The sequence below is a fragment of the Fibrobacterota bacterium genome (assembly GCA_019509785.1).
Lineage (GTDB): Bacteria > Fibrobacterota > Fibrobacteria > UBA11236 > UBA11236 > Chersky-265.
The window spans coordinates 1-11,112 of sequence record JAEKLQ010000083.1 but is presented as its reverse complement, the minus strand read 5'-3'; the positions used below and the strand labels follow the sequence as shown (position 1 = coordinate 11,112).

11 protein-coding genes are annotated in these 11,112 nt (G+C 61.2%); all 11 read right to left on the bottom strand.

Annotation, left to right across the window (positions count from 1 at the left end; genetic code table 11):
• On the bottom strand, nucleotides 1–2,447 hold a 2,447-nt coding region (locus tag JF616_21790; GenBank protein MBW8890395.1), incomplete at its 3' end, for a DEAD/DEAH box helicase.
• A gap of 109 nt (nucleotides 2,448–2,556) precedes the next feature.
• A complete protein-coding gene (locus JF616_21785; GenBank protein ID MBW8890394.1) occupies nucleotides 2,557–2,946 on the bottom strand; it encodes a hypothetical protein in 390 nt (129 codons plus the stop codon).
• Between the two features lie 21 nt (nucleotides 2,947–2,967).
• Nucleotides 2,968–3,180 (bottom strand): hypothetical protein, encoded by a 213-nt coding sequence (locus JF616_21780; GenBank protein ID MBW8890393.1) that lies wholly within the window; start codon nucleotides 3,178–3,180, stop codon nucleotides 2,968–2,970.
• Nucleotides 3,181–3,278: 98 nt separating this feature from the next.
• Nucleotides 3,279–3,668 carry an MmcQ/YjbR family DNA-binding protein gene (locus tag JF616_21775; GenBank protein ID MBW8890392.1) on the bottom strand — a complete coding sequence of 130 codons (390 nt, stop codon included), beginning with the start codon at nucleotides 3,666–3,668 and terminating at the stop codon, nucleotides 3,279–3,281.
• A gap of 2 nt (nucleotides 3,669–3,670) precedes the next feature.
• On the bottom strand, nucleotides 3,671–4,789 hold the full coding sequence (locus JF616_21770) for a hypothetical protein (protein ID MBW8890391.1): 1,119 nt from the start codon (nucleotides 4,787–4,789) through the stop codon (nucleotides 3,671–3,673).
• An 83-nt stretch (nucleotides 4,790–4,872) separates the two neighbouring features.
• Complete coding sequence (locus JF616_21765; GenBank protein MBW8890390.1) at nucleotides 4,873–7,110, bottom strand: hypothetical protein; 2,238 nt, start codon at nucleotides 7,108–7,110, stop codon at nucleotides 4,873–4,875.
• A gap of 81 nt (nucleotides 7,111–7,191) precedes the next feature.
• Nucleotides 7,192–7,926 carry an SDR family NAD(P)-dependent oxidoreductase gene (locus JF616_21760; protein ID MBW8890389.1) on the bottom strand — a complete coding sequence of 245 codons (735 nt, stop codon included), beginning with the start codon at nucleotides 7,924–7,926 and terminating at the stop codon, nucleotides 7,192–7,194.
• Between the two features lie 58 nt (nucleotides 7,927–7,984).
• Nucleotides 7,985–9,319: a hypothetical protein gene (locus JF616_21755; protein ID MBW8890388.1), complete on the bottom strand. Its 1,335-nt coding sequence runs from the start codon at nucleotides 9,317–9,319 to the stop codon at nucleotides 7,985–7,987.
• A 121-nt stretch (nucleotides 9,320–9,440) separates the two neighbouring features.
• On the bottom strand, nucleotides 9,441–9,956 hold the full coding sequence (locus tag JF616_21750) for a hypothetical protein (GenBank protein ID MBW8890387.1): 516 nt from the start codon (nucleotides 9,954–9,956) through the stop codon (nucleotides 9,441–9,443).
• A gap of 80 nt (nucleotides 9,957–10,036) precedes the next feature.
• On the bottom strand, nucleotides 10,037–10,615 hold the full coding sequence (locus JF616_21745; GenBank protein ID MBW8890386.1) for a hypothetical protein: 579 nt from the start codon (nucleotides 10,613–10,615) through the stop codon (nucleotides 10,037–10,039).
• On the bottom strand, nucleotides 10,612–10,941 hold the full coding sequence (locus tag JF616_21740; protein MBW8890385.1) for a winged helix-turn-helix transcriptional regulator: 330 nt from the start codon (nucleotides 10,939–10,941) through the stop codon (nucleotides 10,612–10,614). The genes JF616_21745 and JF616_21740 overlap by 4 nt, the downstream gene beginning before the upstream one ends.
• Nucleotides 10,942–11,112 lie beyond the last annotated feature (171 nt).

Here is an 11,112-nt window from a genome sequence, read left to right as displayed (position 1 = left end):
GTCAGGCAATCGCCGATGGTTTGCCGCACCAGGGGATGATCGGGAATCTCGCGCTCGCCCTGGATGTTCTCGAAGCAGGCGCGTTGATCGGGGAAGACCAGGGCCACCAGATCCTCGGCGGCCATGCGCTGCAATTGCGGCGGGACCTTCTTGCCGTTGCGGTTGCGGACCAGGGCCAGGGCGCGCGTGGCGTTCCAGCGCCAGCGCACCTCGAACATGGGCGCGTCCAAAAGAGCTTGGATCAGGATGTGCCGCACCGATCCCGAACGCAAGTACTGGAACACCTCGTCCAGCGGAAAGCTGTGGGTGGCGCCCAAGGACAGGATGAGCCCTTCCTCGGTGGCGGCGGCCTGCAACTCGAAATTGAACTTGCGGCAGAAGCGCTTGCGCAAGGAAAGGCCCCAAGCACGGTTCACGCGGCTGCCGAAGGGCGCATGCAGCACCATATGCATATCGCCCGCGTCGTCGAAGAAGCGTTCCAACACCAAGGTGCTTACGCTGGGCATCACCCCCAGGGCCAGCTTCGCCGAGGCGAGGTAATCGATGAGCTGTTCCGCGCCGGCTTCGCAAAGGCCCAACTCGCCGACGAGCCATTCCAAGGCGGAGCGCTTCCACGGGACGCCCGGGCCCGAGCCTTGCGCCTCCACGGCGGCCTGCAATACCGTGATATCTCCCAAGCGATCGGAAATCTCTACGCGCACGCGCGAGACGGCCCGGGAGAAAGCCTCGCTGCGTCCGGGCGCTTCGCCCAGCCAGAAGGGAAGCGTGGGCGGCTGGCCATGGGCGTCGGACACGCGCATCACCATGCCCTCCAGGCGGATGATCTGCCAGCTGTTGTTCCCGAGCAGGAAGATGTCCCCCGGCGTGCTGTCGATGGCGAAGTCCTCGTTGACCGAGCCCAGGATCACGTTGCCCGGATCCAGGCGCACCTCGATGTCGAAGGTGTCCGGGATGGCGCCGCCGTTGGTCAGGGCCGTGAGGCGCGCGCCTTGCCGCCCGCGCAGGCGATCGTTCACGCCGTCCCGATGCACGTGGGCCCCCCGTCGCCCGCGCCGCGTGGTGAAGCCTTCCGAAAGCATGGCGACGATCTCGTCGAATTCGGCGCGGGCCAGATCGCGGTACGGATAGGCGCGGCGGCAGAGGGCGTACAGATCGGATCCGGACCATTCCCGGCAGGCGGTTTCGGCCACGATCTGCTGGGCCAGGATGTCGAGCGGCTTCTCCGGGACCTTCAGGACGTCGAGCTCGCCGAGCCGGACCGCATCCAGCAGGGCGGCGGCTTCGATAAGTTCGTCCCGCGTCAAAGGGAACAGGCGGCCCTTGGGAGTGCCGTCCACGGCATGTCCGGCGCGGCCCACGCGTTGCAGGAAGGCGGCGATGGAACGCGGGCACGCGATCTGGATCACGAGTTCTACGGATCCGATGTCGATGCCGAGCTCCAGGGAGGCGGTGGCCACCAGGGCCCGCAGTTGCCCGTTCTTGAGGCGCTGCTCGGCGGTGAAGCGCCGTTCCCGGGAAAGGCTGCCGTGGTGGGCGGCGACCTTGTCTTCGCCCAGGGTTTGGCTCAGGCGATAGGCCATGCGTTCGGCCAGGCGGCGCGTATTCACGAAGATGAGGGTGGTCTTGTGCTCGCCGATCAGTTGCTCGACGCGCCCATACACTTCGTCCCATACCTCGTTCGCCATCACCGCGGTCAAGGGCGACGCGGGCATTTCGACCTGGACGTCCAGCTTGCGGCGATGCCCGGTATCGATGATGGCGCAGGGTTCGCCGGCGGTGAGGAAGTCGGCCACGGTTTCGATGGGCTTCTGCGTGGCCGACAGGCCGATGCGGACGGGATTCCCGCCGGTCAAGTCGCGCAAGCGTTCCAGCGACAGGGCCAGATGGGCGCCGCGCTTCTCGCCCACCAGGGCGTGGATTTCGTCGATGATGACCGTGCGTACGCGCTTGAGCATCTCGCGCCCGCGCTGGCTCGTGAGCAATAGGAACAGCGATTCGGGAGTGGTGATGAGGATATGCGGATTAGACTTCACCATGGCCGCGCGTTCGCCCGCGGAGGTGTCGCCCGTGCGCACGGCGACGCGGATGTCCACTTCGCGGAGTTCGCTCTGGAACAACGCCTCTTGGATCTCCTGCAACGGGCGGTTCAGGTTCTTCTCCACGTCGTTGCTCAAGGCTTTGAGCGGCGACACGTAGAGCACCGTAGTCGCGCGTTCGAGTTCGCCCGCGCAGCCTTGCGTGATCAAGTCGTTGAGGATGGTGAGGAAGGCGGCCAGGGTTTTGCCCGAGCCCGTAGGCGCTGCGATGAGGGTATGCGTGCCGCCGCGGATGGCTTCCCAGGCGCGTTCCTGCACCGGGGTCGGCTCGCCGAGACGTTCGCGGAACCAGGCCGCGATGGCCGGATGGAAGGCGGCCAAGGCATCGGGAGGGCGGACCGTGGCGATCATGGCCTTATAATCTAGACATTACTGTTCAAATGTACAGCGGGAACCACCCGGGAACCGATCCGTAACCGGTAGGGGGGCGGGCCGGGCGACACGAAGCGAGTCGGGCGGCTCAGGCCATGCGTTTTTCCAAGGCCCGTAAGGCCGGGTAATTGTCTTCGTAGAACAACTTCAGCAGGACCAAGGCGTCTTCCAACGGAACCACGCCGAAATTGAGGGTGAAGGACTTGTCCCGTTGCATCATGCCGAGGAGGTTCCACTTGTCGATGACCCGGGAAGTCACGCGCAATCCGTCTTCCTCGGGCATAAGCATGAAGAACGATTCGCTCTCGTCCAGGAAAAGCATGAAAGGCGCGCGCGGCTCGGCCTCCGGGGACGCGTCAGGCTCGTTAAGCTTCCAGTCCATGCCTCGGAGCAAGGTCTCGGCGACCGTGAAGGAAATGGGGGCTTCGTCCCGATGCTCGGCATCGGTAAGCTCCAGGTAATATCGCAATTCGCGCATTCGGCACCGGGATGGGTGCCCTCATTTTCGCTCGCGATAACCGTTATCGTCAATGGATTTCGCGTCATGCTTACCGTCATCGCTGGGCCGCTTGCCCGGATCGTCGTCGAAGATCTCCATATCCTCGATTTCATTGCTTGATTGGTAACCATGTCGGGAACCGCCCTGGCCCTCGTGTTTGCGCGGCCCGGCGGTCTTTTTCGGATGCGGACGGTGCGTGGATTGCTTGGACATAAGTCCTCCCCGTCGCGGGACGCGGATGTCCCGCTAGTCCTTAAGATAGGCGGTCAGAGGGCCCGACAAAAGGTCCGTGAAGTGCCGGAATGGCGAGATCAGGGGTATTGGAGGTCGGCGAGCCTTTTCGGGGCGATGGCGCGATAGCTTTCCGCGAGCCAAGCGATTAATAGGGGCACGGGAACTGCGTCCTTGCGCGTAAATGAAGCGCTGACCCAATTTGCTTTCCCAAGTCCGTATCCCGTGGGCTTGGCGAAGGGTTGCATCAGGGCGAAGTCCGCGGATTGAGGCAATTTCACCGACAGGCCGAACGAGCCGTCCTCATTACTCATGAATACGAAGGCTTTTCCCTTCACCTTGAGCGCGCGATGGCCCCAAGGGAAGTCCTCGGTGACTTCCGGGAAGGCCATGCCTGCCTTGCGCAAGGCGGCTTCGGCGGCGGCGAGCTTGTCCTTGGAGCCGGATTTTGAAGCGCCTGCGCGGGCCATTTTTATTGGTTTTCCCAGGAGGGCGCCGCGAAATAGACCGCGCCATGGGTGTCCACGCGGGCTTCCCAGGGGCCCTGGAAAGATGCGTAGATGGGGAAATCGTAGTCGAGGGGGACGCCTTCCTTGATTTTCCGGGTATCCATCCGCTCCTGCTCGTAGAGCCTGCCGGTCTTGGTCAGGTAATAGGAATACGTTTCCGGGGAATAATCGGTGCGACGGATGACGCAGGCCACCGCATGGACCTTCGATCCGCCTAGGCCGCGCGAGTCGATGCGGATATTCTGGACCTCCGTCTTCGCCCATACCGTCCACTCCGTCGATCGCAAGGTGTCGCTGTCGGTGCGGCCCATGATCCAGGCCAAGTGCAGCCGGCTGCTATCGGGATTGGCCCAGATACCGATACGCTGATTCGGGAAAGGCGCATACCCGGCGATCGGATCGGAAGCGAACAACTTGACGCCGGCGGCCTCCAGCCAGGCGCCATGGGCGCGCATACCCGAGCCGTCCCGGGTGAGCCATCCGATCACGGCGATACCGGCGACTTCGGACTTGTATTCTCCCTCCTTGAATCCCTCAAGCCGGGCGATGGGGTCGGCGCGGATATAAAGAGGGTCCCCTGCGATGAAGGCCAGCTTGGCGGTCGCGGCCTGCCCCTTCTTTTTCGCTTCCCCCATGAAAACATGCTCCCAAAGGTCATACCCATTCGGGGCTTTTCGCAGGAAGTATACGTGCAGCTTTCCGTCCAACCCCACTACCGGTCCATCGACGAGGCTATCCTGCGGTTCCATCGGTAGTGAGAGCGGATTTTCCTGGTAGATGGACAGGGCCTTGAGGGTTCCCGGCTCCTGCCAGGCGACCCAATAATTCGGGATGGCCCCGCTTCCGGCGCCGCCGTTGGACCCGCGCAGGGGCACGCCATCCGGCACTTTCTCCTTCCAATCTACCGCATCGAAAGAGTCCACCTCACCCCCATGATTGGCCTTCTCGAAGAAAGTCCGGGTACGCAGGTTTCCGCTGAGGTCCCGGAAAACATGGATGAATTCATTCAACCCCGTGCTCGTCTCCTGGATGGAAAATTCCGCATAGCGCGGGGGCCGGGTCATGGGCGTATGGAGTTCCATCTTTCGAGGTCCTTCTTGGCAATGGGTAAGGGCGATCCCCAGGCAACCGGCGGCCCATGTGAATCTTGCGAGGGACCGGAGTCTCATTCCAAATCCATCAGGTCGAATACCGTGCCATCATTGTTGATGGAGCCATGGTTCCACCCTGCCAAACGCAACATGCATAAGCCGCACAGGAATTGAGCGCTGGGATGATAGGACATGATGCAGATCTGGGAGCGATCATGCAGGAGCGGTTTGAATCCGTCCGGGTTTTTCCCTGGTTCCCAATGCCCGGGAGCATGGGGCAAAAACAGGTTATGACCCATTTCGTGGATGACGGTCCCATCGGGGTGCCCCTCGTGGAAAATCAATAACACCGCCTGGGTCCGGTTCGTATAGCCGCCAATGGAGGGAGCGATGCCCACAGTGTAGGAATCCTTCCACTGATTATGATCCCCTCTCGCCCCGAACTTGATGCAAGTCAATCCATCCTTGCCGAGCTGTATATTCCTAACGGCTTTGGAATAGATGACATATGCGAACTTATCGCATTTTTTCCGGTAATCTGATTCATTCGTGGCCCCGAAGAAGGCCTTGATCCGATGCCAGATCTTCCCGAAAAAGCCGGCGTCCGTATTCGTCTTCTGCCAATAATCTTCGGGATCAAGATAGCGGACCGGATAAAGACCGGGATCGTCCAGCGCCGCGTCCCGAACGAATGATTCGTTCGTACTCTTCACCGTTGCCTGATAAGCCGCCTTCCATTTGTCCTTGATATCGACGGGGATAAGCCCCGGATTCGGCACCACCGACAGCGCCGCTTTCCGGTATTCCCGATTCGGGCCATCGAAGGAGAGGGGCGTGGTGGAGGCGCCGATCTTATAGGAAGCGGTGATGCGCACGTCGCGCCAATTCCGCAAGGCCACGACCTTGGACTTCCGCTCGGCGGGAACCACCTTGGCCAGGTCCGGTTCCTTATCGTCCAAGGAACCATCCAGATCGGCGTATACGGAAACGCGGTACCTGTCCCCGGCGATGCGGCCGTTGAAATAAAGCATCCCGCTGTCGGCGGTGGCCTCGCCGGCCTTGCCGCATAGGCTCCGCCCGCCCCACGTCCGCTTTTTCAACGCTTCGCCGCTCCAGGCCCCATCCAGGTTTCCCCACTGTTCCCGTCCCGACTTGCGGGCCTGTTCGACTGCCCGGATGCCTCCCAATTCCCAATGGGCCGTATGACCCTTAGGTTCGGTCTTGTCCTGCTTATACGCACCTATCCCTTTCAGGAACTTCTTCGCCTGGGGATGCACGCCGCGGTCCGATAGGTTCGCGTCCAGTCCTCCCTCGTCATCGGGAACAGCGTCCCATAGGATGCGCGTGCCCGCCACGGCCTTAGGCGCGCGCTTGCGCTTACCGTCCTTGCCCTTCACCCATAGCGTGACGAAGAGTGGAACACCCAAGCCTTCCTTGAGGCGTTCCCCGTAAACCGTGAATGAGGCGCTGGATTCCATCTCATTAAGGCCGTCCTTGAAGAACGATCCCGGCAAACGGATGGTCGCCTGGTCCGGAGTCTTCTTGAGCTCGTCCTTCAGCAGGGCCATCATCTCCTTATTGCCCCGCCCGTCGTCTTCCCCCATCCCCGCGGGGTCGCCTACCGCCAGCTCGGTCTGGACCAGTTCCACTTTTATACCAACTTTATTGGTGAAAACAGGCGACCCCCCGGCGGCCAGGCCCAGTTGGACCTGGTAGGGCGAGCCGGACGGATTCAGGCAGCCGGGATAGGCGCCGTCGGTCACCTGTCCGTCCCACTGGAACGTTCCGCTGGCCTTGGGTTCCACATCCAGCTTCCGTTCCACGAGGTATTGGCCCGGCTTGGCTTCCGATTCGACCCGCAAATGGATGGATTCGGCCAGCGAGACGTCCCCGTCGATGGAGAATTGGACGAGAACGGTCTCCTCCATCGGCGCGAAGCATTCGCAATCGAGCTTGACGATGCGGATGGTAGGGATTTTCTTGGGCGGCTCTTCGGCCTCCTGTTCGGGCGGAGCCTCTTCGGCGGCATCCGCCTCATCCTTCGCTTTCCGGGAAGGCGGGGGAGCCGTCCGGCCCTTCGTGACGAGCATGGGAGCGGCCAGTCCGTTCGCGACGAAATACCTTAAGGATGCGTAGTCGTAGGGGCCGCTGGACAATGAGAAGGGGGAGTCCGGGCCGAAGGGCAGGGCCACCGGGAAGCCTGGCCCGGAGTGCACCACCATTACATTGCCGCCGTCACGCAGGCGCAGGGCCTCTTCGCGGGAGATGGGGCGCCAAGCCCCGGGATTTGAAATCGGATCGAAGAATCCCATATGGTGCCGTTAAAAATAGCACATCTCTTGAACGAGAAGGATGCGGAAGGGGCTTCGCCGCCTTCGGTGGCGCTACTGCTGCTAATGCCGGTTCATGCGATTGAAAATCGCATCCAGCTGCTCCCGCCCGGCGCGCGCCGCTTCCGCCGCGAATCCGTAAGCGGCTTCTTGCTTCCCCTCTTCCAGCTGCTTCCAGATGCCGTCGGTGAAATCCTTCAGGGGCGCCCCGAAGGTATGCAGCCCGGGCCCGCCCAGATCGGTGTCCACCGCGGGCGGGATGATTTCGACCACCTCGATTGGCGTACCCGCTAACTGATGCCGTAAGGAGAGGGTGAAGGATCGCAGGGCCGCCTTGGTGGCGCTGTAGACCGGCACGTTGGCGAGGGGCGAGAAGGACAGACCGGAGGTGACGTTGACGATAGCGGCTTGGGGCTGCTTCAGGAAATGCGCCGCGAACAAGTTGGCCAAGTGGATGGGCGCGTCCAGGTTGATTGCGAGTTCGGCGCGCAGGGCTTCCCAATCCTGCGGCGCGCGCAGGTCCACGCGCTGCTGGACGCCGGCGTTGTTGATCAGCACGTTCAATCGCGGGAATTCCTTCACCGCCCAATCGCGCAGGACGACGCGTTGCGCGGGATCGGCCACGTCGCAGGCCCGCACGTGCAGGGCCGGATGCTTGGCCTTGGCCTCTTCCAGCTTGTCGCGCCGCCGCCCGACGGCGATGACGGTGTTGCCGGCGGACAGGAAGCGCTCGACGAGCGCGAGGCCGATGCCCGAGGCGCCGCCGGTGACGAGGATGGTTTGTTCGGTGGTCTTCATGTCGGGATCCCTTCCTTGCGGTCGGCCTAAAGATAGGGTTTTTCCGAGGATGCAGACCTTAGCCCGGCCCGGTCCGCCACTGGATGCGCAGGGCCTTCCGGGGCACGTCTCCCGGCAGGGACACTTCGCTTCCTTCCCGGAGGTTTGCGGTTTCGAATTGCACGTGGCCCTGGACGTCGAAGATGCGTAAGGCCCTTGCGCCCGGGGGCACTTGCAGCCGCGCGCCGGGAATCCAGTTGACCAGCCAGCCTTCCGACCGCCCGCTGTCATGCGATGGGCGCGGAAGCACCTTGGATTGGTAATCGATCCAACCTGGCTCGCGGGCGAGGACCAGGGCCCATTGTCCTTCGGCCAGGTTCTCGCTGCCGTTGACGACGGTCTTGAATAAATCCGCGTAGCTTTGGCTACCCGCGATAAGGCCGCTCTTCTCATAGGGGTACGCTTGGGGCACATCCACCATATGCTCCGGTTCCCACGAATAAGTCTCGGAGGTGTCCCCCGGAAAGCTGAGGCTCAGGCTCGCCGTGTAATGTGGCGCGCCGGAGAAATCCTCCGGGTTATCGAGAAGGTAGATGAAGTCGGTGCCATACCCTTTGCGCGATCCCTTCATGGCCAGGAAGGAATGGGCATAGCGCAGGTTCCATCCCTGCGCGTCGCTCCAGGCGGAATCCTTTTCCAGGTCGCTCCACTTCCTTCCGGTCGGCTCCGCTATTTCCGGCGGCGCGTCATATTGGGTCCAAACGACCACCGTATCCAGGATCTGTTTCCCTTTCCCGATTTGCAGGCGAAGGGTTTCCTTGCCGGGAAAGGCCACCGGCTTGTTCGTCGAATCCGGCCGTTCCCTTCTGCGGGTCAGAAGCTGCGTCCATTGGCCCTCGGCCAGGTTTGCGTCTCCGCTTCCGGCGCGCAGGGTGACCGTTCCATGCTGAGGATAACCGGAGACGAATTCGGTTTCGCTATAGGGGTGCGCATTGGGAAGTCTGCCCATATGGACCGTCGGTCCCCAGGCATACAGGAGGGTCGTGTCCCCCGGGAAGGTGAACTGCACGCTTGCGGAGTACGTTGGCGTTCCGGTCCCGTTGTCATCCACGCTGGCGTAGTCGCTGCCGAACCCTTTGCGGGAGCCGAGGGTCGCCGCGAAGGAATGCTTATAGACGTAATGACGGCCGACGCTATCCGTCCACGCGGAATCTTTCTCCAGATCCGCCCACTTGCTCCCGTCCGGCGGATCGATCTCCGGGGACTTCCCGTACTCGGCCCGGATGATCACGGTGTCCAGGCCCAGCTGGTCCTTGCCGATTTGGAGGATCAAGGTTTCCACGTCGGAATAAGCGAAAGGGGGCAAAACGGCCGCGACGAATGTCGCAACCTTGAGGCGGTGAAATCGGAGCATGGGATTCCCCCTGGCGGGCAGCGCTTCTCCTGAAAGAATCCTTTACGCTTGTCCCAGTCAAGTTCCGGCGGGAGCCGCTATCGGGACAGGTTTCCTGGAGAGGACGCCGGGCTTCGGTTTCTCAGCGCGCCGGTCGGCGGGAGTTTCCTTGCGCAGCGGGGCGGATGAAAAGGGGCGCCCGGGCGGCTTCGGCCAGGGAGCGGTTGCGGCCCAGCAGGTCGTATCCCATCCCTATTTTCGCCTGCGCTCCTTGCCGGCCGTTCGCATCGCCCAGGGCCAAGGGGAAATCCGGATCGACGGTTCCGATCAAGACGGCACCGAAAAGGTGGCTTGACGTATCGGCATACAGGATCACGGGCAGGCTGTCGCCCTTGGCTTGGACCAGGGATTGGAATATGGCGAGGACCTGTTGGTAGTCACCGCCATAGTATTCGAACTGGCCTACCCCTTGCAGGGTCAGCTTGAGGACTGTTTCTCTGCCCCCGTAACTATTCGGAACGTCGTCCACGCCATAGTAGACGTTGGCGATTTGGGCCCCTTGTTTATTTGAAGGGACCCAATCCCATGCGTGGGCCCCGGCGCAGGCCAGGGCCAAGGACAATGAGAACGTCTTCAAGGAACGGAAGGATGGAAGCATGGAGGGTCTCCCGGATGAGAGGTGCGGCGCAAGTTAAATCTAACGCTTATCGCATCGCCACTGTTGGCTATCCTACCAATTTATTTGCCTCTTTTTCTTCCTTTTCCGGGCTGCTGCTTCCGTAACCGTTCCTGGAATGTCGAAAAGCGCTCCAACATGCCTCCCTGGCGCGCCCAACGCTTCAGCTCTTTCATGTCCAGGTCTTCCCCCCGCGCGACGGCGACCATCATCGCCTGTTCCAGGCATTGGAGATCGTTCCAGTAGAAATACCCGCAGAGCCTATCCTTCACGCAATCGGTGGGGGAAAGCATTTTCACGGGCATTTCCCCTAAGTCCGTTTTCAAGACGTTTTCCACGATGGAGCGGGGAGGCTCGTTGCCTACCGAGATGGGCGGTGGCGGAAACTCAACGAAGAATCCGCTATCGGGATGCGTGAAATGCCGTCCCTCCCGTTCGAATCCGAGTCCTTCCATAACGCTGGACACCTTTTCGAATCCATCGTGCAGCTGCCGGATGAAATCGAGATCGCCGGATTGGTACGCGTTGTCCGTGTAGATGGATACGCAGGCGCCTCCGGAGAGCGTTACGTCGATTCCTGCTTTCTTCAACCCGCTATACGCGTACTGGGCCATTGCCTCCAATCCCATCTTCTTTTTCATGGCGGCTTTCCGCTTCGGCGCGGCCGTCGCCGGGGCCTATAGTATTCCCGGATTTCCTTTTCCGGAATCGCTTCCAGGTTCTTTTTTAGCAGAGCGATCAATTCGGCTTTCAGGAAGTACCTGGGATTTATGGAGAACATCCGCGTTTTTCCGGCGTTGCGGCTGACCAGGATGCCGGCCTCTTCCAGCTTCTTCAATTGGCTCTGCACCGCGAACAGGCTGGCGGCGAAATTTTTCGCGAGTTCCGAGCTGTACGCTTCCCCGCATTCTTCGAGGTACAGGAGGATTTTCTCCCTTAGTTCAGAACAGAAGAGTATCGCTAACATATTCCTAATATACCAATTGTTTAGGTGATATCACCAATTATATAGGTGGATTCTTCCTCTCCCAGGATATTCCGCCTCGTCCCATTTTTGGGGGGGGTTACTCAAACTTCCCAATCCATTTCCGCAAAATCGGCATATTCTTGCCTTGAATTCACCTCTCCATATACTGTA

Bases quoted from the DNA above. Each gene is read 5' to 3' on its own strand.
- JF616_21785 (MBW8890394.1), bottom strand. From the start codon at position 2,946: ATGCGCGAATTGCGATATTACCTGGAGCTTACCGATGCCGAGCATCGG.
- JF616_21780 (MBW8890393.1), bottom strand. From the start codon at position 3,180: ATGTCCAAGCAATCCACGCACCGTCCGCATCCGAAAAAGACCGCCGGG.
- JF616_21775 (MBW8890392.1), bottom strand. From the start codon at position 3,668: ATGGCCCGCGCAGGCGCTTCAAAATCCGGCTCCAAGGACAAGCTCGCC.
- JF616_21770 (MBW8890391.1), bottom strand. From the start codon at position 4,789: ATGGAACTCCATACGCCCATGACCCGGCCCCCGCGCTATGCGGAATTT.
- JF616_21765 (MBW8890390.1), bottom strand. From the start codon at position 7,110: ATGGGATTCTTCGATCCGATTTCAAATCCCGGGGCTTGGCGCCCCATC.
- JF616_21760 (MBW8890389.1), bottom strand. From the start codon at position 7,926: ATGAAGACCACCGAACAAACCATCCTCGTCACCGGCGGCGCCTCGGGC.
- JF616_21755 (MBW8890388.1), bottom strand. From the start codon at position 9,319: ATGCTCCGATTTCACCGCCTCAAGGTTGCGACATTCGTCGCGGCCGTT.
- JF616_21750 (MBW8890387.1), bottom strand. From the start codon at position 9,956: ATGCTTCCATCCTTCCGTTCCTTGAAGACGTTCTCATTGTCCTTGGCC.
- JF616_21745 (MBW8890386.1), bottom strand. From the start codon at position 10,615: ATGAAAAAGAAGATGGGATTGGAGGCAATGGCCCAGTACGCGTATAGC.
- JF616_21740 (MBW8890385.1), bottom strand. From the start codon at position 10,941: ATGTTAGCGATACTCTTCTGTTCTGAACTAAGGGAGAAAATCCTCCTG.